At 69.7% G+C, this 24,923-nt stretch carries 18 protein-coding genes and 2 pseudogenes; 2 read left to right on the top strand and 18 right to left on the bottom strand.

All coding sequences use genetic code 11. From position 1 onward, the window contains the following. The 16 genes and pseudogenes from FFS27_RS08495 to FFS27_RS08420 form a co-directional block, all read right to left on the bottom strand. Window positions 1-101: pseudogene (locus tag FFS27_RS08495) on the bottom strand (HEAT repeat domain-containing protein); the annotation flags it as partial. After that, window positions 98-289, bottom strand: a pseudogene (locus tag FFS27_RS08490) (ABC transporter ATP-binding protein); the annotation flags it as partial. The pseudogenes FFS27_RS08495 and FFS27_RS08490, both read right to left, overlap by 4 nt. Window positions 290-438: 149 nt before the next feature. After that, complete coding sequence (locus tag FFS27_RS08485; protein ID WP_003089354.1) at window positions 439-684, bottom strand: 4Fe-4S dicluster domain-containing protein; 246 nt, start codon at window positions 682-684, stop codon at window positions 439-441. Between the two features lie 85 nt (window positions 685-769). Next, complete coding sequence (locus FFS27_RS08480) at window positions 770-2,494, bottom strand: fumarate reductase/succinate dehydrogenase flavoprotein subunit (protein ID WP_003139390.1); 1,725 nt, start codon at window positions 2,492-2,494, stop codon at window positions 770-772. Further along, entirely contained in the window at window positions 2,491-3,240 is a 750-nt protein-coding gene (locus FFS27_RS08475; protein WP_003089358.1) for a GntR family transcriptional regulator, read from the bottom strand. Before FFS27_RS08475 ends, FFS27_RS08480 begins: the two co-directional genes overlap by 4 nt. 176 nt (window positions 3,241-3,416) lie before the next feature. Beyond that, window positions 3,417-4,868, bottom strand: a complete 1,452-nt coding sequence (locus FFS27_RS08470) for a carbohydrate-binding protein (protein WP_003089363.1) — start codon at window positions 4,866-4,868, stop codon at window positions 3,417-3,419. 203 nt (window positions 4,869-5,071) lie between these two features. Next, window positions 5,072-5,614 (bottom strand): YbaK/EbsC family protein, encoded by a 543-nt coding sequence (locus FFS27_RS08465; protein WP_003089366.1) that lies wholly within the window; start codon window positions 5,612-5,614, stop codon window positions 5,072-5,074. A 67-nt stretch (window positions 5,615-5,681) separates the two neighbouring features. Continuing rightward, a complete protein-coding gene (locus FFS27_RS08460; protein ID WP_137951972.1) occupies window positions 5,682-12,059 on the bottom strand; it encodes a non-ribosomal peptide synthetase in 6,378 nt (2,125 codons plus the stop codon). Window positions 12,060-12,078: 19 nt separating this feature from the next. Further along, the gene (locus FFS27_RS08455) at window positions 12,079-13,098 is read right to left on the bottom strand and encodes a TauD/TfdA family dioxygenase (RefSeq protein WP_023101255.1); all 1,020 of its coding nucleotides are present in this window, start codon (window positions 13,096-13,098) and stop codon (window positions 12,079-12,081) included. Further along, a complete protein-coding gene (locus tag FFS27_RS08450; protein ID WP_003089373.1) occupies window positions 13,095-14,183 on the bottom strand; it encodes a TauD/TfdA family dioxygenase in 1,089 nt (362 codons plus the stop codon). The genes FFS27_RS08455 and FFS27_RS08450 overlap by 4 nt, the downstream gene beginning before the upstream one ends. Window positions 14,184-14,211: 28 nt before the next feature. Then, entirely contained in the window at window positions 14,212-17,961 is a 3,750-nt protein-coding gene (locus FFS27_RS08445) for a non-ribosomal peptide synthetase (RefSeq protein ID WP_023101254.1), read from the bottom strand. 95 nt (window positions 17,962-18,056) lie between these two features. Next, a complete protein-coding gene (locus FFS27_RS08440) occupies window positions 18,057-18,674 on the bottom strand; it encodes a LysE family translocator (RefSeq protein WP_003089383.1) in 618 nt (205 codons plus the stop codon). A 109-nt stretch (window positions 18,675-18,783) separates the two neighbouring features. After that, complete coding sequence (locus FFS27_RS08435) at window positions 18,784-19,650, bottom strand: ABC transporter permease (protein WP_021264794.1); 867 nt, start codon at window positions 19,648-19,650, stop codon at window positions 18,784-18,786. 16 nt (window positions 19,651-19,666) lie between these two features. Beyond that, window positions 19,667-20,515 (bottom strand): ABC transporter ATP-binding protein, encoded by an 849-nt coding sequence (locus tag FFS27_RS08430; RefSeq protein ID WP_023101253.1) that lies wholly within the window; start codon window positions 20,513-20,515, stop codon window positions 19,667-19,669. Between the two features lie 7 nt (window positions 20,516-20,522). Continuing rightward, entirely contained in the window at window positions 20,523-21,545 is a 1,023-nt protein-coding gene (locus FFS27_RS08425) for an ABC transporter substrate-binding protein (protein WP_003089389.1), read from the bottom strand. A 40-nt stretch (window positions 21,546-21,585) separates the two neighbouring features. Then, window positions 21,586-22,473 carry a TauD/TfdA dioxygenase family protein gene (locus tag FFS27_RS08420; RefSeq protein WP_022580974.1) on the bottom strand — a complete coding sequence of 296 codons (888 nt, stop codon included), beginning with the start codon at window positions 22,471-22,473 and terminating at the stop codon, window positions 21,586-21,588. A 289-nt stretch (window positions 22,474-22,762) separates the two neighbouring features. Here FFS27_RS08420 and FFS27_RS08415 point away from each other — a divergent pair, with 289 nt between their 5' ends. Both FFS27_RS08415 and FFS27_RS08410 read left to right on the top strand, forming a co-directional pair. Then, window positions 22,763-22,921 carry a hypothetical protein gene (locus FFS27_RS08415; RefSeq protein ID WP_003089396.1) on the top strand — a complete coding sequence of 53 codons (159 nt, stop codon included), beginning with the start codon at window positions 22,763-22,765 and terminating at the stop codon, window positions 22,919-22,921. A gap of 54 nt (window positions 22,922-22,975) precedes the next feature. Beyond that, complete coding sequence (locus tag FFS27_RS08410; protein WP_073665517.1) at window positions 22,976-23,557, top strand: helix-turn-helix domain-containing protein; 582 nt, start codon at window positions 22,976-22,978, stop codon at window positions 23,555-23,557. 75 nt (window positions 23,558-23,632) lie between these two features. On the opposite strand, the gene FFS27_RS08405 is transcribed toward FFS27_RS08410, so the two are convergent. Continuing rightward, on the bottom strand, window positions 23,633-24,136 hold the full coding sequence (locus tag FFS27_RS08405) for a hypothetical protein (protein WP_016254185.1): 504 nt from the start codon (window positions 24,134-24,136) through the stop codon (window positions 23,633-23,635). A 298-nt stretch (window positions 24,137-24,434) separates the two neighbouring features. Continuing rightward, a partial coding sequence (locus FFS27_RS08400) for an MFS transporter (RefSeq protein ID WP_137951971.1) occupies window positions 24,435-24,923 on the bottom strand: 489 nt, incomplete at its 5' end.

The following is a 24,923-nucleotide window of genomic DNA, read 5'->3' as shown; positions in this document are numbered from 1 at the left end:
GCCAGTTCGATCAGCGCCAGGCGGCGCACACCGGGATCGGCGTCCTCCAGGCGCGGCGACAGTTCGAGGATTTCGGGCAGTGTGGCGTTTTCACAGGTCATATGGCGATCCGCAGTCGGTCCGGGGTAATGCCCGGCGGCAGGCCGAGCGGGGTCAGGCGCGGCCACTGGCGGCCGTCGTCGTGGTCGAGCAGTTCCAGGCAGTGGCGTTTCAGGCGCACGAAGTCGGCGCTGGTCACCAGCCGGCTGTCGCGAGGGCGCGGGAAATCCAGCGTCAGGCTGGCCAGGATTGCACGCAGTCGCATGGGGATTCCCCTCGAATCAGGGTCATGGGAATCGTCTCCGCCACCCGGACGGTGGTGGGAAACGAGGGGTGTTTCAGGGTGGCGTCCGGGAGTGGCCGGATGGCAGGTTGTGCCTCGCTTGCCGGAAGCGGGCGTCAGCGCAGCAGGTAGGGAATCTCCACCTTCACCGCGCCGGTCGGGCAGTCCTTTTCGCAAGGCATGCAGTACCAGCACTCGTCGTAGGCCATGTAGGCCTTGCGGGTCGTCGGATCGATGGCCAGCAGGTCCATCGGGCAGACCTCGACGCAGACGGTGCAGCCCTTGTCGGCGATGCAGCGGTCTTCGTCGATGGTCACCGGGGCGCTGCTGCGGAAGAAGATGTCCTGGGGTCGGTAGGCCATGGCACGCGGTCCTCGTGGTTCGATCTGGCCCGCTTTCGTGGCGGCGGGCTCGGTGTCTAGCGGTACTACGCCGGGGCGCGGGGCCCTAGGCGGCGTCGTTCCTCAGCCGCAGGCGCTGGTAGGCCTGCTGTTCGCCCTCGTCGATGGCGAACAGGTAGGGTTCGACCGGTTTCCTGAAGCTGGCCATGCGTCCCTGTTCGTCCTTCTTCAGGTGCGCGTGGCAGAACCAGGCCTCGTCGTCGCGCCGCGGATAGTCCACCCGATGGTGGTACAGGCCCCAGCGGCTCTCGGTGCGGAACAGCGAGGCGCGCGCGGCCATCTCCGCGCAGTCGCGGATCGCGCTGACCTCCAGGGCGCGCATCAGCTCGTGGGGGTTGTCCGCCTTGATCCGCTCCAGGTCCTCGGCGATGGCCTGGATGCGTTGCAGGCCCAATTCCATCTTGCGGGTCACCTTGGGCGGTTGCAGGTAGTCGTTGACCAGCCGGCGCAGCTTGTACTCCACCTGCGCCGCCGGCAGGCCATGCTCGCGCAGCAGCGGCGCTTCGATCCGCGCACGCTCGCGCTCGACCTGGGCGCGGTCGACCGCGCTGAAGGCGCGCCCGGCGACGTATTCGGCGGCGTTGCGCCCGGCGAACCAGCCATAGGTGAAGGCGCCGAGCATGTAGTTGTGCGGCACCGCGGCCATGTCGCCGGCGGCGTAGAGGCCCTTCACGCTGGTCTCGGCCTTCTCGTTGACCCACACGCCGGAGGCCGAGTGGCCGGAGCAGAAGCCGATCTCGGAAATGTGCATCTCGACCATCTGCTGGCGGTAGTCGGTGCCGCGCCCGGCGTGGAACTGCCCGCGACTGGGGCGTTCGTTGCCATGGAGGATGTCCTCGATGGTCTGGATGGTTTCCTCCGCCAGGTGGTCGAGCTTGAGGAACACCGGGCCGTTGCCGCCTTCGAGTTCCTGGTGGAACTCCCACATCATCTGCCCGCTCCAGTAGTCGCATTCGATGAAGCGTTCACCCCTGGCGTTGGCGGTATAGCCGCCCAGCGGGCCGGTGACGTAGGCACAGGCCGGGCCGTTGTAGTCCTTGATCAGCGGGTTGATCTGGAAGCATTCCAGGTTGGCCAGCTCGGCGCCGGCATGATAGGCCATGGCGTAGCCGTCGCCGGCGTTGGTCGGGTTCTCGTAGGTACCCATCAGGTAGCCCGAGGACGGCAGGCCCAGGCGGCCCGCCGCGCCGCAGCAAAGGATCACCGCCTTGGCGCGGATCACATGGAAGTCGCCGCTGCGGCAGTCGAAACCGAGTACGCCGTTCACCGCGCCCTCGGCATCGGTGAGCAGGCGGGTGCAGACCAGGCGGTTGGCGATGGGGATCCGCGCACGCTTGAGCTGGCGGTAGAGCACCTTCTTGATGTCGTGCCCTTCCGGCATCGGCAGCACATAGGCGCCCATGTGGTGGACCTTCTTCACCGCATAGTCGCCGGTCTCGTCCTTTTCGAACCTGACGCCCCAGCGATCCAGTTGCCGCAGGGTCTCGAAGCTGTGGCTGGCATAGGCGTAGACCGCCGCCTGGTTGACGATGCCGTCGTTGGCCACGGTGATTTCCCGGGTGTACTGCTCGGCCGTGGCGTGGCCGGGGACGATGGCGTTGTTCAGCCCGTCCATGCCCATGCTGATGGCGCCGCTGCGCTTGACGTTGGCCTTGTCCACCAGCAGCACACGCAGTTCGCGGTCGTGTTCCTTGGCCTTGATCGCCGCCATCGGCCCGGCGGTGCCGCCGCCGATCACCACGATGTCGTATTCCTGCTCCAGGGTGTTCATGCCCGCTCTCCCTTCTGCCGATCGATGCGCAGGCGATACTGGAAAGCGTCGCCGCGGTAGTAGAGGTATTCGAAGTCCAGCGGCGCGCCGTCGGCGGCATGGGTCAGGCGCTCGATGCGCATGATCGGCGCGCCCTCCTCGACCGCCAGGGCGCGGGTCAGGTCGGCGTCGGCGAGCACCGCGTCGATGGCCAGGTCGGCATGGCCGAGGGGAATGCCGCAATCGTTCTCGAGGATCAGGAAGATGTCGCGGGTCACCAGGTCGGCCTTCTCCAGGCGCTCGCCGAGTGCCTGCGGCAGGTAGGTGACTTCCAGCGAAACCGGCTCGCGGTTGACCAGCCGCACCCGCTTGATCTCGCACACAGGGCTGCCCTCTTCCACCCGCAGGCGCTCGGCCACCTGCGCGCCGGCCGGCACGTAGCGCAGGCCGTGCAGGCGGTTGATGACCTCGTAGCCCATCTGCGTCATGGACTCGCCCAGGCCTTGCAGGGTGCTGACGTTCTGGAACGCCTTCGGCCGAGCGACGAAGGTGCCCTTGCCGTGGATCTTGAAGATCAGCCCTTCCTTCTGCAGGTCGCCGAGCGCCTGGCGCACGGTGATGCGGCTGACGTCGAAGGCCTTGCCCAGCTCGTTCTCCGAAGGCATGCGGCTGAGCGGCGGGTAGACGCCGTCGAGGATGCGCCCGCGCAGCAGCTCCTTGAGCTGGCTGTACAGCGGCACGGGAGAAAGCGGGAGCAGTTTGCCCATGGTCGGATTCGCTCGTCGGAGTGGCTCGGACACTTGTTATAACAAGTTATGCCGTGATGATAAACGCCATGAACGATCAAGCGGAAATACCGAAAACGCATATGGATAGGCCGCCGCCCCGTGCGTGGTTCTCGCCGGCCAAAGGGCCGGCCCGCGGCGCGGACCGGCCCGCCCCCTCAGCGCAGCGGCCGCCAGAGGGTGAAGGCTACCGGCGGCGTCCAGCCGCTGTTGGAGGTGTGCGCCTGCAGGCAGAGATAGCGCAGCCCCTCGTAGGTCACCCCATCGTCGACCCGGTAGGCCTGGTTCTCCCGCCACTGCGGGAATTGCGGATCCACCGCCCCGCCGCTGGTGCTGACCTCCAGGCCTTCGCTGGGCAGCGACTGGTTGCCCTGGGTATCGGTGGCGGTGACGAAATAGCTGTAGCGGGTGTCCGCCGTCAGGCCGCTGTCGGTGGAACCCAGCGCGGCGCTCTGGCCAACCATGGCGCCGTCGCGATAGAGGCTGTAGTAATCGATCGGACGCTGCCCGCTGGAGGCGTTCCAGGCCAGCACCAGGCTGGTTTCACCGCGCTCCAGCAGACGCAGGCCCTGCGGCGCCGCCGGGCGCTGGTCGCCGCCCTCGCCGTCATGGATCAGGCTGGCGTAGCGCTTGCGGAACTCCCAGTTGTAGCGCTCGCCGCGCTTGTTCAGGCCATCGTCCCAGTTCACCGACCAGGTCATCAGGCCCTTGATCGCATGACCGGCGGCCTCCAGGCGGCGAAACGCATTGCTCACCGCGGCGGGATCGATCACGTAGCCGGTGGCCGCCGCATCGACGTTGCTCGGCAGGCCGATGGCCAGGCGCTGCGCCGGGATCCGCACGAAGTCGCGGCTGCCGGTGGCCAGGCTCTCGGTGAGGTAGTAGAGGAAGTCTTCTTTCATCGCGTCGTTGTTCTGCGCGATCCAGGCGCCCTTGCCGCCGTTCGCCTCCTGGACCCACAGGCCGTCGCCGCCCTGGTTGTAGTACTGCGGCGCGATGAAATCGTAGACGCCTTCCAGGGCCTGCAGATAAGGCACGTACTTGCCGTTCTTGTGCAGATAGGGGAACTCCGGGGCCATGCTGACGATGAAGTGCTTGCCCTGCCCGGCGTAGTGCTCGCGCACCAGCTTGAGGGCCGCCGGCAGCACCCGCTGGTTGTCGGCCAGGTCGATGGCGCTCTGCTCGAGGTCGATGTCCAGGCCGTCGAAACCGTAGGTTTCCACCAGGCGGACGATCTCGGCGGCCAGCGCCTGCTCCTGCCCGGCGTGCAGCTCGATGTGCGCGTCGGCGCCCCCCAGCGAGATCAGCACCGCGCGGCCCTGGGCGTTGAGCACGCCGACCTGGCGGCGGAACTCCGCGTCGGACAGGTTGTATGGCTGGAAGGTCGGGATGCCGCGCCCTTTCATGAAGGCCACGGCGACCACGTTGTACTCGCTCGGCACGTCTTCCAGCGCGATGTTGGCGAACGAGCCCTGCTGGTAGCCGTCGGCGGCGCCGGCCGGCCAGTTGTGCCAGAAGCCCATGAGAATCTTCTTGCCGGCGATGCTCGGCATGGCCGCCGCGGCATCTTCGCGGGCCTGGTGCAACTGGGAAAAGTCGATCCTGATCATTTACCGCTCCTCGGATGAAGGTAGGAAACGCATCCGGAGGGGCTGTCCGACGAACCGCCGCCGTGGCCGCCGCGAACGCCTCGAAACACAGGCGCGAACGTCTACCGCAGGGCATTCCGGCGTTTGTCGCGATCAGGGCGGGGGCATGGTTGCAGAGACGGCGGAAGGCTTCACCTACCACAATTGGCAGAGTCGCGGCGGGTTCAACCGGCTTCGCTGAGTTCGGCGACCACCACTCCGGGAAGGTCTTTCAGCAGTGCCGGGGACAGCAGCAGCTTGGTCTCGCGGACCCCGGCGCCCATCACCACCAACGGCCGTTCGAAGACCGCCGCGTCGACCAGCAGCGGCATGCCTTCGGGCAAGCCGAACGCGGTGATGCCGCCGAACTGCATGCCGGTCAGCTCGGTGGCGACCTCGCGGGCGGCGAAGGACAGCCGGCGGGCCCCGAGCAGCGCCTTGACCGCGCCGTTCACGTCGAGCCGCCGCGAGCCCAGGTTGACCACCGCGGCATAGCCTTCGGCGCCGTCGCGCTTGTAGCGCAGGACCAGGGTGTTGGCGCAGTCCTCCAGGCCAAAGCCGTAGCGTGCGCTGAACGCCGCGGTGTCGGAATGCTCGTCGGCGACGCGGAACACCACCAGCTCGGCGGAAGGCAGGCCGCGCGCGACCTGCTCCGGCAGATGGCGGTGGTAGTCGGCCGGGGCGACGGCGTCGAGCCGGTGGCGTTGGGTGTATTCGCGCAGAACCATGGGCAACCTCGAATGAAGACGGACGGCACCGGCCCCTGCCGCCAGGCGGGCGGCAGGGGCCGGCGGTTCAGGTTGCCAGGTTCGCCGGCACGCCGCCAGGCACATCGGCCGCCAGGCGCTGCCGCAGGATCGCGCAGACCTCCTCCGCCGCCGTCACCACCAGGCCGTGGCCGCCGGCCAGGGTCTCCAGCTCGTAGCGGCTGGCGTGCCGCCGCCAGCCGTCGATGGCCGCCCTGGAGACGCCCGGGTCCTGCTCGCCGAGGATCGCGGTGATCGGTATGGCCAACGGCTCGCGCGGCCGGTAGCGATAGTCGGCGGCCAGGCGCGAATCGGCGCGCAGGGTAGCCAGGCTGATCTCGCGCAGCTCCGGGTCGTCGAGCACTTCCAGCGGCAGCACGTCGTACTCACGCAGGGTTCGCAGCAACTCGGCGTCGCCCATCGCATGGAAGCGCGGGTATTCCAGGTCCGGCCCCGGAGCGCGGCTGCTGATCACGAACAACTGCCTGGCGCGCAGGCCGTGCAGGCTTTCCAGGCGTGCCGCCAGTTCGTAGGCGAGCATGCCGCCGAGGCTGGCGCCGACCAGGGCGAACGGACGGTCGAGCAATGGCAGGAGCGCGTCGTCGATGGCACAGAGCATGGCCTCTACATCGGTGACGAATGGCTCGTCCTGGCGTTCCTGGCGCCCCGGATACTGGATCGCCAGCAGCTCCACGTCCGCCGGCAGGCGCGCGTCCCAACCGCGGAAAGTGCCGGCGTTGCCGCCCGCGGGCGGCAGCGCGATCAGGCGCAGGCGCGGCTGCGCGCTCCCGCTGCGCTGCAACCACAGGGCCCGGGCGCGCTCGGTGGCAGGCGGCAACGGCGGCGCGTCGGCGGCATGGCAGCGGCGCACCACTTCGCGGGCATCCGGATCGCCCTGCAACAGCCCCAGGCTCAGTTGCCTGCCGGTCAGCCGGCGCAATTCGGCGATCGCCTGCACGCCCAGCAGCGAATGCCCGCCGGCGCTGGCGAAGCCCTGGTCGGCCGCCAGCGGCCGGCCGAGCACGCGGGGCAACACCTTGAGCACCCGCCGCAGCTCCACGCTGTCCTCGGCCTGGGCTGCCGCGGGCGGCTGCGCCGGGTCCTCGAGCAACGCCAGCAACGCCTCGCGGTAGGCGTCGGCCAATGCCTCGGCGCGCTCGGCGGGGAAACGTCCGGCGGCGTACTGGAAGCCCACCTCGAGGCGTTCGCCGGCGACCTCGAAGTCCACCGCCAGCGGCACGTCGACGTCCACCACCACCTGGTCGAGGAGGCCGCCGTGCCTTACTCCCGCCGCCGGCGCGGCGTCGTCCTGGTGGAAATCGACGAAGTTGAACAGGCTGTCCAGGCGCAACTCGCGGTTGCGCCTGCGAATCGCCGCCAGCGGATGGCGCCGATGCTCCAGGCTCGCGCGCTCGTAGTCGAATGCGCGACGGGCGCTGTCGAGCAGATCGACGGAAGCCGACAGCCGGCACGGCAGGGTATTCAGGAACAGGCCGAGCAGGCGGTCCGCTCCCGGCTCCTCGGGGCGCCCGTGGCTGACGAAGCCGGTGACCACTTCGTCGGCATCGCTGAAGCGGCACAACGCCCGGCCATGCGCCGCCAGCAGCAACGAACGCAAGGGCAGGCCGCTGCGTTCGGCCAGGGCGCGCAAGCGCGGCAGGCTGTCGGCCGGCACGTCCACGCGGACCGCCGCCATCCGCCGGGGCCCCTCCTCCGCCAGGCCGGGCAACGGCCGGTAACGGGCGCCGGCCAGGTAGTCGAGCCAGAACAGCGCCGAGCCGGCGTTGGCCTCGGCCTCGCGCTCCAGCGCCACGTAGTCGCGGAAACCTACCGCGGGCGCTTCCGCTTCCCGCGCGACGACACCGGCGAGGAGGTCGGCGTAGACCGCCAGCAGCTCGTCCACCAGGCTTTGCAGGCTCCAGCCGTCCAGCACGCTATGGTGTTCGGCGACGCCCAGGGCGAAGAGCCGCTCGTCCAGCGCCAGCGCGGCGAGGCGCACCAGCGGTGGGCGGCTCCAGTCGAACGGGGCGGCCTGCTCTTCCTCGATCCAGGCACGCAGGCGCAGGCGCCGGGCTTCCTCATCGAGGCCGCGCAGGTCGTGCACCGGCACTTCGGCGGCGACCGCCGTGGCCGGGTGGACCCATTGCAAGGGCGCCTGGCCGCCGTGCAGGTCGAAGCCGGTACGCAGGATCGCGTGGCGGCCGATCAGGATCGCCCAGGCGCGCGCCAGCAACTCGCTGTCCAGGCGTCCATGCACCTCGTGCAGGACGACGTTGTGCAACAGCCGTGGATCGCCGCTGGCCTCGCTTTGCAGGAGCATGCCCTGTTGCAAGCTGGTCATCGGATAGGCGTCGTCGAGCCCCTCCGGCAGGCGCTTGCGTTCCGCCGCCGACAACAGGGCGAACGGCTCCAGCGTCTGCGGCGCCGAGGTCCCGAGCGCATCCGCCGGGCTCGCCGGAGCGGCCAGCAGGCGCGCCAGTTCGCGGATGCTCTGGTGGTTGAACACGTCGCGCAGGGTAAAGGCAAGCCCGGCCTGGCGCGCCATGACCTGCATCTGGATCAGGCGGATGGAGTCGCCGCCGACCTGGAAGAAGTTGTCGCTGACGCCGATCGCCGGGCGTTTCAGCACGCTCTTCCAGATCTCCAGGAGGGCCGCCTCGGTGGCATTGGCCGGCGCTTCCAGGGGCTGCGCGGCCGCCTCGGCGGCCAGCGCCGCCAACAGCGCGCGACGGTCGAGCTTGCCTTCGGCGGTCAGCGGCAGGCGTTCGACCCGGGCGATCCGGCTCGGCAGCATGTAGGCCGGTAGGCGCGCCTCGAGGAAGCCGCGCAGGGCCTGCTCGCTCAGCTCGCCGCCGAGGGCCGCGGCGGGGCGCGGCGCGAGCGCGCGCCAGTCGATGCGCTCGGCCAGCGACTCGGCATAGCCCGGGCGCACCGCGTAGCAGTTGTAACGGTCGGTACCCTCCAGCAGCGCGTCCTGACGGATGCTCACCTCGAAGCCATGGCGGCGCAGCAGGTCGCTCAAGGCATCGGCGCGGCCGGCGGTGGCACCGTCGCGCTTGTCATGGACCTCCAGGACGATCTGCCGGACCTTGGCCAGCGCCGCGTCGTCGAGACCGAGCAGCACATCCATTTCCGCGCGCTGCACGTCGATCTTCAGCAGGTCGATACGCTCCAGGCCCAGTTCGCCGATCACCTGGTCGAGGCGGCGCAGACGGCAGCGGTGGGCTTCGGCGCGCAGGCGGTCGTCGAGGATTTCGTCGATGTTGTCCAGCAGCAGGTTGGCCCCGCCCTCCTCGCCCTGGTTGCTCAGGTAGCGTCGGATGACGTCGCGTTCGCCGCTGGCGTCGGCGTACTCGGCGATCCCGGAGAAGGTCGAGTAGCCCGGATAGTAGGTGAAGGTTTCCTCGCGCTCGGCGTCGGACAGGCCGATGCCGAATACCTCGACCTGCGGTGCGTAGCGTCCGAGGTTGGCCTCCAGGCGCCGGCGGATCGGTGCCAGCGGCTCGAAGGCGACCACTCGCGCGCGCGGCGCGCGGCTGGCGATGTACAGCGAGAACAGGCCGATGTTGGCACCGACGTCGAGGACCACCGCGTCCGGCGGCAGGACGATGCCGTCGCGGCTGTAGACCTCGTCGACGAAGATTTCCTGGTAGACGTACTCGGTTTCGTTGAGGTTCAGTCCGGCGACCCGGTGCCCGCTGGGCAGGTCGACTTCCAGCCAGGACTCGTCCGCGGTCTCACCGGCGGCGGTGACGAAGGCGACGATCCGGCGATCCGCGCCCGGTTCGGCCGCATCGGCCTCGTCGGTGAGTACCGCCGCCTCGCCCACCGCCGGGTGTTCCAGCAGCGCGCTGCGGATCTCGCCCAGTTCGATGCGGTAGCCGTTGATCTTCACCTGTTCGTCGATCCGCCCGAGGAACTCCAGGCAACCGTCGGCGCGCCAGCGCACCAGGTCGCCGCTGCGGTACAGGCGGCCGCTGCCCGGCCAGCCCTCCTCGACGAAGCGCCCGGCCGCCTCGCCGGCGTCGCCGGCATAGCCGCGCGCCACCCCGGCGCCGCCGATCCACAGTTCGCCGCTGGCGCCACGGGTCTTGCGACGACCGAGGCCATCGACCACATGCAGATCGACGTTGGCCAGGGCGCGGCCGATGGTCGGCCGCGCATGCTCGGCGACCCGCGCCAGGCTGGCGTTCACCGTGGCTTCGGTAGGACCGTAGAGATTGAACACCTGGCAGCGGCGCCAGCCGGCGGCGACCTCCCAGGACGCTTCGTCGAAGCGCTCGCCCCCTACCAGGATGCGCCCGGGCAGCGCCGGGTGGGCATCGTCGAGGCCGGCCTGGAGCAGCAGGCGGAACAGCGACGGGGTGCAGTCGAGCACGTCGATGCGCCGTTCTTCGAGGAACCCCAGCATCCGCTGCGGATCGCTGCGCACCTCCTGCGGCACCAGGACCAGGCAATGGCCGGAGAGCAACTGGAGAATCTGCTTGATCGAGGAGTCGAAGGAGAACGGCGCGTTGACCGTCACCCGCAGGCCCTCGCCCACCACGTTCGCGTATACCGTGCGCGCCAGGGCCTGGGACAGGTTGAGCGCGCTGGCGTGCTCGACCACCACGCCTTTGGGCTGGCCGCTGGTGCCCGAGGTGAAGATCATGTAGGCCGCATCGCGCCCGCCCGGCGCCGGCAGGCTCATGCCGCTGCCGGCAAGCGGCAGCGTCGACAGGTCCAGGCAGGCCCCGGCGAAGGCCTCGCGGGCGCGCCCGGCGCACTCGGCATCGGCAAGGGCGAAGACGATCCCGCCCGCTTCGCGCATCCGCTCCACCCGCGCCGCCGGAAACTCCGGATTGACCGGGGTGTACACCGCCGCCGCGCGCATCACCCCGAGCAGGGCGACGATCGCCTCGCGGTTGCGCCCGGTCATCACCGCCACCGCCTGGCCGGGCCGCACGCCGGCAGCCAGCAGCGCTTCGGCGACCGCTTCGCTGCGCGCGCGCAGCGTGGCGAAATCCAGGCTGCCGTGGGCATCCAGCGACGCCGGCGCCTGCGGCTGCAGGGAGGCGCGCAGATCGAACGCGGCCACCAGGGATTCCACCGGCGCGGGCTCCACGCGCTCGCCCTGCCAGGCCTGGTAGCGCTCGCGCTCGGCCGCGCCGATCAACGGCAGCCCGGCCAGTGGCAGTTGCCTGTCGGCGGCGATGCTTTCCAGGCATTCGACCCAGGCGTCGAGCAAGCGCCCGGCCAGCGTTCCGTCATGGTCGCGGCGGACCCGCAGGCTGGCCAGCCGGCCTTCGCCGTGGGGCAGCACCTGCAACTCGAGGAACCCGCCCAGCGGCGGCTGACGGCAATCCAGCTCGGCCACCCCGGCGCCATCCAGTTCGCCCGCCAGCCAGGCGAAGCCCAACTCGGCGAGCGGCCAGTCGGGGGCAAAGGGATCGCGCAGGGCCGCTGCCTCCTCCTGGGCGAGGATCGCCGCCTGGAGGGCGTCGAGCCGCTCGCCGACGCTGCCCGCGCGGACATTCTCCAGGCACAGCGGCGCGACCCCGGCGAACGGTCCGGCCAGCTCGGCGAACTCGTTGAACAGGCGCCCCGAGACCAGTCGCGCCATTTCCAGCGGCAGTCCCTCGTCGCCCTGGAACTGCCCGGCGACCTGGGTCCAGGCCAGCAGGGCGGCCGCCTCCGGCAAGCCGTTGGCTGCCAGGCGTTCGAGCAGCGCGCGCGGCAGCAGGCGCCGCGCCGTCCACTCGCCTTCGCCCAGGTCGTCCGCCAGCGCCAGCGGATTCTCCGCCGCAGCGGCCGCCTGCTCGCGCCAGTAGCCGCTGGCGCTTTCGCCATCTTCGCCGGCCAGCGCCTCGTTGGCCCATTCGGAGAAATGCTGGAACAGCAGCGCCTCGGCCCCCTCGTCCGCGCTCGCCGGGCCGGCCTGCCCCAGGCCGCGCCGCAGCAGCGCCGCCAGGCTGGCCGCATCGACGACGAACGCCGGCGCCGCCAGCAACAGCCCCTGGAGCGTCTCTCCGGCGGCGTCCAGCAGCAGGCCGAGCGCCAGCACCGGCTGGCCTTCCCCGCCCAGGGGCGCAGCGGCGAGACGTGCGCTTTCGCGCGCGAAGCGCCCGGCCCAGTCGCCGTCTCCCGGCAGGCGCTCGACCAGCAGATCGGCCGCGCGTCCATCCAGTACCTGCACCGGCAGGCTCATGCCCGGCATCGTCCGGTAAGCCACGCGCAGTTGCGCCTCGCCGTCCAGCGCCCGGCGCAGCCGCTCCAGCGTCGCCGCGGGATCGGCCGGGGCGTGCAGGCGCACGCCGACAACGGTATTTTCCGGCCGCTCGGCATGACGGCGCCAGGCGCGGGTCTGCAAGGGGGACAGCGGGAATCCTTCGAGCGCTTCGCTCGCGGCCGGTTGCACAGCGGATTGCAGGTCTTCTGACGCACTCATGGCTATCCCTCGCACGGGTTCAGGGTTGGTGGACATGCAGGTCGGTCATCGCCACCAGCACCTTGCGCTCGCCGGTGTACGGCTCGCGGCCGTGGACGCTGATGAAGTTGTCGAGCATCAGGACATCGCCGCGCTCCCAGGCGAACGCGCGGGTTTCCTCGCGGTAGGCGGCGCGGATGGTGTCCAGCACCTCCGCCTCGATCGGGCTGCCGTCGCCGTAGTAGGCGTTGCGCGGCAGCCCCTGTTCGCCGACCTCGTCGAGCAAGGCCCGGGCCAGGGCCGGCGGCATGTTGGAGACATGGAACATGTGCGCGTGGTTGAACCACAGCGGCTCGCCGCTGAGCGGGTGGCGCACCATCGCCTGGCGCACCTGGCAGGTATTCAGGCGCTGGTCGTCGAGCCAGGTCCATTGGGTACCGGTCTGCCGGCAGTAGGCCTCGACCTCGGCGCGGCTGTCGGTCTGGAAGCCTTCCTGCCAGGTCAGGTCGATCTCCGGCCCGTAGTTGCGCACGTAGCACACCCCATGGCGGAGGAAGCGCTGCCTGATCGCCTCGGGTATCCGGGCGCTGACCCGGCGCTCGTCGGCCAGGGGCGTGCGGCCCTGGGTGGCGGGCGGCGTCTGGCAGTAGAAGTGGATGTAGCTCGGCCAGTTGTGCGAGTAGGACATTTCGTGGTGCGGCGGAATCCAGCCATCCGGCGAGAACTCGGTGGAAGTGAACACCCGGTGCGCCACTTCCTGGCGCGCCGCCGCGCGCTCCAGGTAGTCGAGCATGTTCGGCGAAAAGCCTTGCACGGCCTGGGAGAAGCCCTCCGCGCCGTCCACCGCGAAGCCACGGAACAGGATGCCGCCGTGCCGCAGCAGGCTGTCGCGCAGTCCTGCGCCGGCGGCGGCGATCCATTGCCGCAGGTCCATGCCCGGCTGGCGCGCACGGACGATGCGCAGGTAGCCGTTGGCCGGGTCGAGCAGGCTCTCCTCCACCAGGTCGCCGGCCGAGAGCTGCCGCGGGCGCAGGCGCGGCGCGCTGAACGAGGCGCTCATGCGGCACCTCCGAGCGCCAGGCGCGAAGGTGTCGGCGGGACATCGGCGGAGGCCAGGCCGGAATACGGCGTGGACATGATGGTGAGGATCCGGCGCGGCCCGCGGAACGGCTCGCGGCCGTGCTGGGCGAGCATGTTGTCGAGGATCAGCACGTCGCCCACGCGCCAGTCGAAGCGCCGCGTCTCGCGGTCTATGGCGCTGCGGATGGTCGCCAGGGTCTGCGCCTCGATCGGGCTGCCATCGCCGTAGTAGGTCTGGTACGGCAGGTCTTCCTCGGCGACGCTGCGCAACAGCGCATCGCGCAGGCCCGGCTCGAGACTGCTGGCATGGAAGAACATGCCGTGGTTGAACCACAGGCGCTCGCCGGTATGCGGGTGGCGCTGGAAGGCCGCGCGCCTCTGCCAGGTGCGCAGGTGCTCGTCGCCGATCCAGGCATGGGCGATCCGGTGCTCAGCGCAGAACGCCTCGACCTCGGCGCGGCTGTCGGTCTGGAACGCTTCGCGCCAGGACAGGCCGAGGCCGGCGCGGTAGTTGCGCACGTAGAGGATGCCCAGGCGCTCGAAACGCTCCAGCAATTCGTCCGGCAGGTGGCGGAGCACCAACCGGTTGGCCGCCACCGGGGTGGCGCCGCCTTCGAGCGGCGCCACCTGGCAATGGAACATGATGTACAGCGGCCAGTCGGCGGTATAGGACTGCTCGTTATGCAGGAAGATCGGCTGGTCCAGCGGATGCTCGGTGGAGGTGTAGACCTCGCCGCTGACCTGGCTGCGCGGCGAGGAACGCTCCTTGTAGTCGAGCAGTTGCGGAGCGAAGGCGGCGGCGGCGGCGCGGAAGCGCTCTGCCGAGTCGACCTCGAAGCCTCTCAGCAACAGGCCGCCAGCCAGATTCAGGTCGTCGTGCAGGGACTGGCCCTGCTCGCGAATCCAGTCGGCCAGGGACAGGCCGGGAGCCTGTGCCTCGATCAGCAGCGGCAGGCCGTCGCGCTCCGCCGCCGGGCGCCGCACCAGCGCCTCGCTGCTGCGCGGGGTGAGATTGCGCGGCCGGGCGAAGCCGCGACCGGTGAGACTGGGAGCTGTTCGTTCCATCGCTGTTCTCCGTGGGGGACTCGAGTCGTCAGGAAGCGTTGCAGCCCTCCGGCGACATGCGTTTCGAGGTAGGTTCGCCGGCGTTCGCCAGCAGGCGCCGCTCCCAGGCCTGGTGCAGGCGCTCGATGCGGTGCAGGTCGAAGATCGCGCTGGCCCCGGTCCAGACCGCCAGCCAGCCCTGCGGCTGGTCTTCCAGCCAGAGCGTCAGGTCCAGGCGCGCGCCGGGCACCGGGATGAAGTCGGCTTCGACGCGCACCCCGGCATCCACCGCCGGGGCCGCCCGACCGTTGTGCGCGCCGCAGGCGATGCGGATCGGCAGGCCGCTGGCGCCGCGCTGGCGCAGGGCCTGGGTCACGCATTCGAGGGGCACGTCCTGGTGTTCGAGCAGTTCCAGCAGGTCATGGCCGACCTGGCGCAGGCGCCACTCCGCGGACTGCCCCGGACGCAGGCCGACCGCCAGCGGCAGGAGGTTGACGAAGCAGCCGACCAGCCCCTGCATTTCCAGGCGCGAACGCCCGGCCAGGGCCACGCCGACGAGCAGGTCGTCGACGCCCAGTTCGGCGCCGAGCACTTCGGCGAAGGCTTGCAGCGCAGCGCTGAACGGGCTTACCGAGGCGCGTTCGGCCAGCGTCCGGCAGGCGGCATGGGCGGCGGCGGAAACCGGCAGGGCAAGGCGCTGGCCGGCGCGCCCGCCGCGCTCCTCCCGGCGCGCCGCCGCGGCGCCGGGAGCCTTCGCCAGCGGCAACAGACGCTCCGCCCAGCGCTCGGCGACGCGCTCCAGGCGGCCCGAGGCCAACGCCGCGCGCTCACGGGCGGCGACCTGTTCCGGCGTGCTGGCGAGCGCGGCCAGGGGGCCGCCATCGAGCAGCGTCTTCAGCTCCGCGGCGAAGACCGCCAGCGACACATCGTCGAAGGCGTAGTGATGGACGCTGAGCAGGAGGTCGGCGCGCGCGCTGTCGCGGGTGACGACCAGCAGCAGGCGCGCCGGCGCCTCATGGGCGAGGTCGAAGACTCGCGCGCCCTCACGGCGCACGCCATCCTCCAGCAGCCGCTCGGCGTGGGCGGCGTCGCTCGCCAGCAGGCGTTGCAGCGGCACCGCATGCGCCGCCAGCGCATGCGGCTGCGGCCCGTCGACGCCCGTTTCGACACGCCGGCGCAGCGCCACATGCCGCTCCAGCAACTGGCGCAAGGCCTGTTCGATGGCGTCGGCCGTGGCGCCGACTATGCGCAGGTGGGCCAGCAGGTTGTAGGAGGTGTCCTCCGGCGCCAGTTGCTGGGCCACCCACAGGCGCCGTTCGGCGAGGCTCAGCCCGGCGGCGCCGGCGCTCGGCTCCGGCTCGTCGCCCTCGGGCGCGGCCTGGCGCAGCAATTCCAGCAGGGCCTCGGGGGTCGCCGGGCCACCGGCGAACGCCTGCAACGGTACGCGGCGGGACAGTCGCTGGCGCAGCGTCGCGAGCAGGTGCACCGCCCGCAGGGAATCGCCGCCGGCGGCGTAGAAACCCTGCCCGGCGCGCGGCGGCGCGCCAAGCTGCGCCTGCCAGGCCTGGTGCAGCGCCTGTTCCAGCGGATCGCCGGGCAGCGCCTGCGGCTCGGCGTCGGTCGCCTGGGGACGCGGCAGGGCCTTGCGGTCGATCTTGCCGTTGAGCGTCTTGGGCAGCTCCACCAGGACCACGAACGCCGACGGCAACATGTAGTGCGGCAGGCTTTGCCCAAGGTGCTCGTTCAGCGCCTGGAGCTGCGGGGCGAACGGCGCCGCCAGGTAGCCGACCAGCCGACGCAGGCCGGCGCTGTCCTCGGTGAGCATGGCGCAGGCTTCGCTCACCCCGGGAAAACTCGCCAGGCACGAGGCGATCTCGCCCAGCTCGATGCGGAAGCCGTTGAACTTGACCTGGTCGTCGAGCCGGCCGAGGTGTTCCAGCACGCCGTCCTCGCGCATGCGTACGCGGTCGCCGGTGCGATAGCGGCGCTCGCCGCTGCCCGGATCGACGCGGAAACGCTCGGCGGTCTGCTCCGGCTTGCCGAAATAGCCACGCGCCAGGCCGATGCCGCCGAGGTACAGCTCCCCGGCCACGCCCAGCGGCAGCGGCGCCTCGAAGCCGTCGAGCACCTCCACCGTGGTGCCGGGCAGCGGTCGGCCGATGGGCGGCTCGTCGAGCGCTTCGGCGTGCAGGTCCAGTTCGTGCACCGTCGAATAGGTGGTGTCCTCGGTCGGCCCGTAGAGATTGACCAGGCGCCGTACCTGGGGTTGGCCACGAATCTGTCGCACCAGGTGGCCGCGCAGCGGTTCGCCGGCCAGGTTCAGCGTGCGCACTCCGCCCGGCAGGTCGCCGAGGGCGAGCAGCGCGGCGCACACCGAGGGCACGGTATTGAGCAGACTGATCTCGTCGCGGCGCGGGTAGTCCGGCAGGCTGAACAGGTTTTCCACCAAGTGCAGCGTACCGCCTTCGGCCAGGGTGCCGAACAGCTCGTAGACCGACAGGTCGAAACACACCGAGGTCGCCGCCAGTACCCCGCTCCATTCTTCGGCGGCATAGTGCTGGCCGGCCCAGCGCAGGAAGGCATGGGCACTGCCGTGCTCGATGGCGACGCCCTTGGGGCGTCCGGTGGATCCGGAGGTATAGATGATGTAGGCGAGGTGCTCGGCGCCGACCTCGCTCGCGGGCAGCGCCAGGTCGGTCGCCTGGTCGCCGCCCTCCTCCAGCGCCAGGCATGGCCGGCCCAGCGCGGCGACCCGCTCGCGGGTGCTCGCGTCGACCAGCACCAGCAGGCAGTCGGCGTCGTCGAGCATGTAGGCCACCCGTTCCTCCGGATAGGCCGGGTCCAGCGGGACGTAGCAACCGCCGGCGCGGAGCACGCCGAGCAGGCCGACCAGCAGGCCGCTGTCGCGCCGCAGGCAGACCCCGACCCGCTGCTCCGGAGCCACCCCGGCGGCGCGCAGGCGCGCGGCGAGCGCGGCGCTTTCGCGCTCCAGCTCGGCATAGCTGAGGCTGCGGTCGGCGGCGTGCACGGCGATGCGCTGCGGCGTGCGCCGCGCCTGGGCCTCGAACAGATGGTGGAGTACGCCGCGCGGCGGCGCGGCCTGGGGCTCGCTGCGCAGGGCCTGCAAACGGCGCTCTTCGTCGGCGTCCAGCCAGGGCAGCCGGCCGACGCAGGCCTGGGCGTCGACCAGGCCGCGCGCCAGGCGCGCGAGATGGCCGGCGATACGCCGCAATCCGTCGTACTGGGGATCGCGCAGAGCCAGGCCGACGCTGCCGTCCGCCGCCAGCACCAGGGCCAGCCAGCCGGGGCTGCTCGCCGTCGGCCGCGCCGCCAGCACCTGGACCGCGCAGCGCCCGGCCAGGGCGGCGCGCTCCTGGCCCTCGGCGGAGAGCTGCCGCCGGGCATCGTCGAGTTCTTCCGCCAGCCGCGCGCTACGTTCGGCGGACGACTCCAGCGCCCGGTAGGCGGAACGCAGCAGCGCGGGCGCCTGCCGCCCGCGCACCGTGATCGGTTCGGGAAAACCCAGGGTGATCTCTTCGTTGCCGTAGCGTCCCAGCAGTACCAGGAACGCCGCCAGCCAGTGCGCCGCCGGGAACGCTTGCGCGGCCGCCTCCGGCTCGACCCACTGCCAGGCGCAATGCGGGTCGCGCAAGGCGATCCGCCCCGGCAGTTCCAACCCCAGCGGGGCGCCTTGCAGGTAGCGTCGCTCCTGCGCAACCTCCGGGCGCGCTGCGCGTCCCGCGGTCAGCGCCTTGCCCGACGAAAAGCTGCGTAACGGTAAGCCATGTCGCTCCTGCATCGCTCTCCCCCTTCCGAGGCTGGGCACCGAGCGAAAAACTCTTCACGAAATGGCGACGAGTTACGAGCTAATACAACTGATAGGGTGGTGACAGGTCAGGCCGAATGATTTTCCGCCAGGATCGGGTACAGCGACGCGACCAACAGCAGCGCCATCCCTACGTTGAACACCCGCAGCCAGCGCGGATCGCGCAGCACGTTGCGCAGCATGCTGCCGAAACCGGCCCAGATTCCGATGGTCGGCGCGTTGATCAGGGCGAAGACCGTCGAGATCACCACCACGTTGGTGAAGTAGCCCTGCAACGGGGTGTAGGTGCTGATGGCGCCGACCGCCATCACCCAGGCCTTCGGGTTGACCCACTGGAACGCCGCCGCGCCCCAGTAGCTCAACGGCTTGCCACGTCCCTCCGGGTCGTTGCCGGCCGGGCCGGAGGTGGCGATCTTCCAGGCCAGGTACAGCAGGTAGGCCGCGCCGACGTAGCGCAGGATGGTGTACAGCACCGGGTAGGCCTCGAACACCGTGCCCAAGCCGAAGCCCACCGCCATCACCATGATGAAGAAGCCGCAACTGATCCCGAGGATGTGCGGGATGGAGCGGACGAAACCGAAGTTGACCCCCGAGGCCAGCAACATGGTGTTGTTCGGACCGGGCGTGACGGAGGTGACGAAGGCGAACAGGGAGAACGCCAGCAGCAGATCCACGGAGAGCGACATTCGTTCCATCCTTTGAAGTGGGTGCGGGCAAGACGTTACTCCGCTTTGCCGCCGCGCCAGCGCAACAGTTGCCGAGAAAGTTGCCGTAACACTCCACCCGTCCGCCGCCCTAGCGTTGCACTCCCCAGCGCTTCACCGTGAGGCGCTCGATGCTGCCGAACACCAGGTTCTCCACCAGCAGGCCGATCAGCACCACCACCGCCAGGCCGGCGAATACCTTGTCGGTGTACAGCTCGTTGCGGTTCTGGAAAATGTACCAGCCGAGCCCGCCCTTGCCGCTGCTCGCGCCGAACACCAGTTCCGCGGCGATCAGCGTGCGCCAGGCGAAGGCCCAGCCGATCTTCAGCCCGGCGAGAATCGACGGCAGCGCCGCCGGCACCAGGATCAGCAGGACGAAGCGCAGGCCGCGCAGGCCGTAGTTGCGCCCGGCCATGCGCAGGGTCTCCGAGACACCGAGGAAACCGGCATAGGTGTTCAGCGCCAGCGCCCAGAGCACCGAATGCACCAGCACGAAGATCAGGCTGTTCTGGCCCAGGCCGAACCAGAGCAGCGCCAGCGGCAGCAGCGCGATCGCCGGCAGCGGGTTGAACATCGCCGTGAGGGTCCCGAGCAGGTCGCGGCCCAACTGCGTGGAGACCGCCAGGCTGGTCAGAACGAAGGCCAGGACGATCCCCAGCAGGTAGCCCTTGAACAGCACCAGCAGGGAGATCCCCGCCTTGGCCGGCAGTTCGCCGCTGGCCAGGCCCTCGCCGAGGGCCCTGGCCGTCTGCAGGAAGCCTGGCAGCAGCAGGTCGTTGCCCTGGACCCGCGCCGCCAGCTCCCAGGCCAGCGCCAGCAGCGCCAGGATCAGCCCCTTGCGCAGCCAGCCCTGTTGCCAGAGACGCTGGCCCAGGGGCAGGCGCTGCTCCAGGGGGACCTCCAGCAGGGGTTCGAGCTGGATTTCGTATTCTTCGCGGACGCGCGTGACTCGACTCATCGATCGGCTCCTTTGCTCAGTGGGCCAGACGGATGTCGGCGAAGTCGAGGGTCGCGGCCACCGTCGGTTCGCCGCCCTCGTCGAACAGCAAGCGGTGGATGCGTCGCGCCGCCGCTTGCAGCGCTTCGCCACCCAGGCTGTGCAGCCCGAACGGGTGGCCATGCACTTCGGCCCGGACCCGCCCCGGGTGCGGCGACAGCAGCAGGATGCGGTTGCCCACCACCAACGCCTCCTCAATGGAATGGGTGACGAACAGCAGGGTGAAATGCACCTCTTCCCACAGGCGCAGCAGTTCTTCCTGCATCTTTCGCCGGGTCAGCGCGTCCAGCGCGGCGAACGGCTCGTCCATCAGCAGGATCTTCGGCTGCATCGCCAGCGCCCGGGCGATCGCCACCCGCGCCTTCATGCCCCCGGACAGCGTGTGCGGGTAGGCCTCGGCGAAGCCCGCCAGGCCGACCTTCTCGAGGCATTCGTCGGCGCGTCGCTCGGCCTCGTCGCGCGCCACCTGGCCGGACACCCGCAAGGGAAACAGCACGTTCTGCCGTACGGTCTTCCATGGCGGCAACTGGTCGAACTCCTGGAACACCACGATACGGTCGGGGCCGGGCGCCCTGACCGCCTGTCCCTGAAGGCGGATCTCGCCCTCGCTGGGCGTGATGAAGCCAGCCACCGCCTTGAGCAGGGTCGACTTGCCGCAGCCGGACGGGCCGAGCAGGACGAAGCGATCGGCCGGGTCGACTTCGAAGCTGACCCGCTGGGTGGCCCGCACCACGCGCGAGCGGGTGCGGTATTCGAGGCTGACTCCGTCCACCGCCAGCAGGGCGTCGGCGGGGAGCGTGGAAGGTTGGCGGGAGGCGGCGTTCATCGGCGTCTCAACTCCCCTGCAACGGCGCGCCGTCCTGGAAGAAATAGTCCTGCCAGGAAGCCGGCTTGTTGCGGATCGCACCGACCCGGTAGAGGAACTCCGCCAGCGGATAGGTGTTCTTCGGCGTGACGCTGAACTCCACCTGCGGATTGGCGATGATCTTCAGCAGCGCGGCGCGGTCGATCTTCGCCCCGGTCACCCGGATATAGGTATCGGCGGCCGCCGCCTTGTCGTTCTGGGCGAAGGCCGCCGCTTCCTTCAGCGCCTCGACGAAGGCCCGGTAGGTCTTCGGGTTGTCCTGGCGGAACTTCTCCGTGGCGAACAGCACGGTCGGCGAATTCGGCCCCAACAGCTCGTAGCTGTCGAGCACCACGTGGACCTTCGGGTTGGCCAGCGCCTGGTCCTGGAACGGCGGGTTGGAGAAATGCCCGGTCAGCTCGGTGCCGCCGGCCACCAGCGCGGCGGTGGCGTCCGGGTGCGGCAGCGCCACGGTGTACTTGTCGAGGCGGTCGAACTGCTTGTCGCCCCACTGCTTCGCCGCGGCGTACTGGAGGAAGCGCGACTGCACCGAAACCCCCACCGCCGGCACGGCGATGCGATCCCCGGCGCCGAAGTCGGCGATGCTCCTGACCCGCGGGTCGTTGCTCAGCAGGTAGTAGGGGAAGTTGCCCAGCGAGGCCACCGCCTTGACGTTCTGGCGCCCGCGGGTACGGTCCCAGATGGTCAGCAGCGGACCGACGCCGGCACCGGCGATATCGATCGCCCCGGACAGCAGTGCATCGTTGACCGCCGCGCCGCCGGACAGTTGGGTCCAGTCGACCTTGATTTGCAGGCCCTCGGCCTGGCCGTGCTTTTCGATCAGGCGCTGGTCGCGGACCACGTTGAGCAGCAGGTAGACGATGCCGAACTGCTCGGCGATGCGGATCTCGCCCTCGGCCTGCGCCGGCCGGCTGGCCAGCAGCGTGGTGGCGAGGCTCAGGCCCAGGCCGAGCGCGGCGACCAGGCGGGTGAAACGGGGAATGCGGTTCATGGAAACGCTCCTGGCGAAAAGGGGGAAGCGCGCGCCGTCGTCAGAACGGTGCGTCGCCCTGGATGGTGGTGCGGTAGAGCTTGCGCCGCAGGTGGGCCGGGCAACCGCCGGCGAGATGGATCAGCGAGCGGTTGTCCCAGAACACCAGGTCATGCGCCTGCCAGCGATGCCGGTAGATGTGCTCGGGGCGCACGCTGTGCGCATACAGCTCGGTGAGCAGTTGGGCGCTCTCGTCGGCCGGCAGGCCGACGATGCGGGTGGTGAAACCTTCGCTGACGAACAGCGCCTTGCGCCCGCTTTCCGGGTGGGTGCGCACGATCGGATGGACCACTTCGCGCACCTCGGCGAGCTGGGCGGCGCTCAGGGTCGGCCGCCAGTTACCCTCGAAGCGCGGTTCGCTGTAGCGGGTGGTATAGGAATGCGCCGCCGTGCGTCCCTCGATCGCCTTGCGCAAGGCCTCCGGCAGGCTGTCCCAGGCCTTGTGCATGTCGGCGAACAGAGTATCGCCGCCCTCCTCCGGCAGCTCCTGGGCATGCAGCATCGAGCCGAGGCTCGGCAGCTCCTTATAGGAAAGGTCGGAGTGCCAGAACTTGCCGGCATCGCCGAGACCGACGGGCTGGCCGTTCTCGACGATGTTGGAAACGATGAGGATCTCCGGATGCCCTGGGAGCAGGAACTGCTTCAGCACATGGATCTGCAACTCACCGAAGCGCCGGCTGAAGGCGATCTGCTGCGCCGGGGTGATGCGCTGCTCGCGGAACACCAGCACATGGTGGTCCAGGTGCGCCCGATGGATACGGCGGAAGTCCTCGGCGGCCAGGGGCAACCCGAGGTCGAGGCCGAGCACCTCGGCGCCGAACGCGGCATCGAGGGCACGGATCTGCAAGGGAACGTCGGCGCGCGCTGGCGCCGGAAGGGAAACGGACATCGCTGACTCCCACGCAAGCCCGGACACGCCGGGCACGAGATACCGCGCGAGGCGGCATGGATTCGGTGCGGCGCGCCGATTGGTCGGCAGGTACGCGAGAGCCTTTAATTTATTGGAATAAGAAAATTAATTTAAATACCTTTAAAGAATATAAATATGCTGCTCGGTACGGTTCGGCGTTCCTTGTAAGCACAAAAATGAATTAATAAATAAAAACTTAGTATTTATGGCTCTAAGCGGCGAAGGGATAGTCTGGCTGCCATCGAACCCGCCGCCCGAGGAATGCCTCATGGACCGCACCGACAACGTCATCGATTTCGCCCGCTACCGCTCGCGCCGCCAGGCACGCCGCCTGGGCGAAATGATGTGGGCGGTGTACGCCTGGCGGGCCGGCTACGCCGTGCCGCAACCGCCAGCCAGGCACGACGAGCGCAGCCGCCGGGCCTGACCGATGAACCTGCCCGCCAGCGATGGCGTCGCCCACCTGGAACTGGCCGCCGGCGTGCATACCGAACCCGATGATCTGATTGGCCAGCGCGTCGCCCACAACCTGCTGCGCCTGCGCGGCAAGCGCAATCTCTCGCTGGACGCTCTGGCGCGGATTTCCGGCGTCAGCCGGGCGATGCTGGCGCAGATCGAGTCCGGGCGCAGCGTGCCGTCGATCAAGGTGCTGTGCAAGATCGCCCAGGGCCTCAAGGTGTCGGTGGCAGCCTTCCTCGACGATCGCGCCTTCGCCGGCGTCGCCGTGCTGCCGGCGCAACAGAGCAAGCGCCTGGTCAGCGCCGACGGCGCCTTCACCAGCCGCGCGCTGTTCCCCTTCGATGTGGCGCGCCAGGTGGAGTTCTACGAACTGCGCCTGCGCGGCCTCGGCCAGGAAGACGCCGAAGCCCACGCCCCCGGCACCCAGGAGAACCTGGTGGTGGCGCAAGGGGTAGTGGAAGTGCGGGTCAACGAAGAGCGTTTCCTGCTCGCCACCGGCGACTCGATCCTGTTCTACGCCGACCAGCCGCACAGCTACCGCAACCCCGCCGATAGCGAAGCGCTGGCGTACCTGGTGATGACCTACCCGGAGCGCCTGGACTGACCCCGGCCTTGCTGCCATGGACGAAGAAAGGCCCGCCCGGTCATCCCGGGCGGGCCTTTTCCATCCGGCGACGGATCAGCAGGTGCAGCACATCATCGGCATGCCGTTGCAACTCATCATCATCGGCATGCCGCACTCCATCATCTTCGCCATCAGCATGCAGCAGTTCTTGAACATCTCCATGTCCATGCCCTGCATCGGCATCATCCTGCAGTGCATGGCGTCGCCCTGCATGGAGCACTCCATCATGCACTTCATCGGAGCCATGCCCATCATCGGCATGCCCATCCCCATGCCCATCGTCGGCATCATCGCCATGCAGGCCTGGGACATGCCCATCATCGCCAGGTTGCCGCACTGCATCATCATGGGCATGCCGCAGTTCATCATCATCGCCATCATCTCGGCGCTGTTGCGGAACTGGCCCATGTCCATGCCCATCGCCGGCATCATCTTGCACAGCATGCCGTCGTCCATCGTCTCGCACTGCATGCTCGCCATCATCATCGGCATGCCCATCATGGGCATCATCGGCATGGCGGCATTCATGTTCATCGGCATCTGCATGGCATTCATCATGGCGGTAACTCCTGTAGGCGAAGCGGGGGTAAGTGCGACTGGGGCCGATTCTAGGCAGCGCCGGCGCACCGGCAAGATGCCGGTGCAACAGCCGCGCCGGGCGCTGCATGGCGGCTAGCGGCGAGGCAGCGAAGGCGTTCGGCGCAATGACAGCGGATTCCGCTGCATGACGGAGGAGCGCATCGTCGCGACAGGTATTTCGACGCGATGGATATTCGAATCGGGCCTATCCAAATAACCCAAGTGAATAAACGTTCTAAGACCCGTCGCGTTTTTTGCCTCGCCCGGCGCCGCCCCTCTATTCCGCCGCTTTCCGGCGTTCGGACGATGCCCTGGGGAAACCGCGCGGGCCGACGCGGAACGCGTGCGCGGCATTGCCCCAGGCCAGCGCCGCGGCCAGGCCGATCAGCGGCAGCAGGGTCCAGGGCAGCATCTCGCTGCCCCAGCGCTGCAACACCATGCCGCCCAACGCTCCGCCGCCGGCGATGGCCAGGTTCCAGGCCACCACGATCATCGACTGGGCCAGGTCGGCGCCCTCCCCGGCGGCGTCCGCCGAAGCGGTCTGCAGCAGCGTCGCCGCGCCACCGAACGTCAGCCCCCAGAGGGCCAGGCCGGCGAACGCCAGCCAGCTCCAGCGAGCGCCCAGGCACAGCGCCAGCGCCGCCACGGCGAACAGCGCCAGGCTGGCCAGGACCATCCGCCGCAGGTGCCGGTCGACCAGCGCGCCGACCAGCCAGATTCCCACCACCGCGGCGCTGCCGAATACCAGCAGGGCCAGGTCCACCGA

Source organism: Pseudomonas sp. 2VD, assembly GCF_005503585.1.
GTDB classification, from domain to species: Bacteria; Pseudomonadota; Gammaproteobacteria; order Pseudomonadales; family Pseudomonadaceae; genus Pseudomonas; species Pseudomonas aeruginosa.
The sequence above is the reverse complement of the archived record's forward strand: the minus strand, read 5'-3'. Positions and strand labels throughout refer to the sequence as shown.

Bases quoted from the DNA above. Each gene is read 5' to 3' on its own strand.
- FFS27_RS08485 (WP_003089354.1), bottom strand. From the start codon at position 684: ATGGCCTACCGACCCCAGGACATCTTCTTCCGCAGCAGCGCCCCGGTG.
- FFS27_RS08480 (WP_003139390.1), bottom strand. From the start codon at position 2,494: ATGAACACCCTGGAGCAGGAATACGACATCGTGGTGATCGGCGGCGGC.
- FFS27_RS08475 (WP_003089358.1), bottom strand. From the start codon at position 3,240: ATGGGCAAACTGCTCCCGCTTTCTCCCGTGCCGCTGTACAGCCAGCTC.
- FFS27_RS08470 (WP_003089363.1), bottom strand. From the start codon at position 4,868: ATGATCAGGATCGACTTTTCCCAGTTGCACCAGGCCCGCGAAGATGCC.
- FFS27_RS08465 (WP_003089366.1), bottom strand. From the start codon at position 5,614: ATGGTTCTGCGCGAATACACCCAACGCCACCGGCTCGACGCCGTCGCC.
- FFS27_RS08460 (WP_137951972.1), bottom strand. From the start codon at position 12,059: ATGAGTGCGTCAGAAGACCTGCAATCCGCTGTGCAACCGGCCGCGAGC.
- FFS27_RS08455 (WP_023101255.1), bottom strand. From the start codon at position 13,098: ATGAGCGCCTCGTTCAGCGCGCCGCGCCTGCGCCCGCGGCAGCTCTCG.
- FFS27_RS08450 (WP_003089373.1), bottom strand. From the start codon at position 14,183: ATGGAACGAACAGCTCCCAGTCTCACCGGTCGCGGCTTCGCCCGGCCG.
- FFS27_RS08445 (WP_023101254.1), bottom strand. From the start codon at position 17,961: ATGCAGGAGCGACATGGCTTACCGTTACGCAGCTTTTCGTCGGGCAAG.
- FFS27_RS08440 (WP_003089383.1), bottom strand. From the start codon at position 18,674: ATGTCGCTCTCCGTGGATCTGCTGCTGGCGTTCTCCCTGTTCGCCTTC.
- FFS27_RS08435 (WP_021264794.1), bottom strand. From the start codon at position 19,650: ATGAGTCGAGTCACGCGCGTCCGCGAAGAATACGAAATCCAGCTCGAA.
- FFS27_RS08430 (WP_023101253.1), bottom strand. From the start codon at position 20,515: ATGAACGCCGCCTCCCGCCAACCTTCCACGCTCCCCGCCGACGCCCTG.
- FFS27_RS08425 (WP_003089389.1), bottom strand. From the start codon at position 21,545: ATGAACCGCATTCCCCGTTTCACCCGCCTGGTCGCCGCGCTCGGCCTG.
- FFS27_RS08420 (WP_022580974.1), bottom strand. From the start codon at position 22,473: ATGTCCGTTTCCCTTCCGGCGCCAGCGCGCGCCGACGTTCCCTTGCAG.
- FFS27_RS08415 (WP_003089396.1), top strand. From the start codon at position 22,763: ATGGACCGCACCGACAACGTCATCGATTTCGCCCGCTACCGCTCGCGC.
- FFS27_RS08405 (WP_016254185.1), bottom strand. From the start codon at position 24,136: ATGATGAATGCCATGCAGATGCCGATGAACATGAATGCCGCCATGCCG.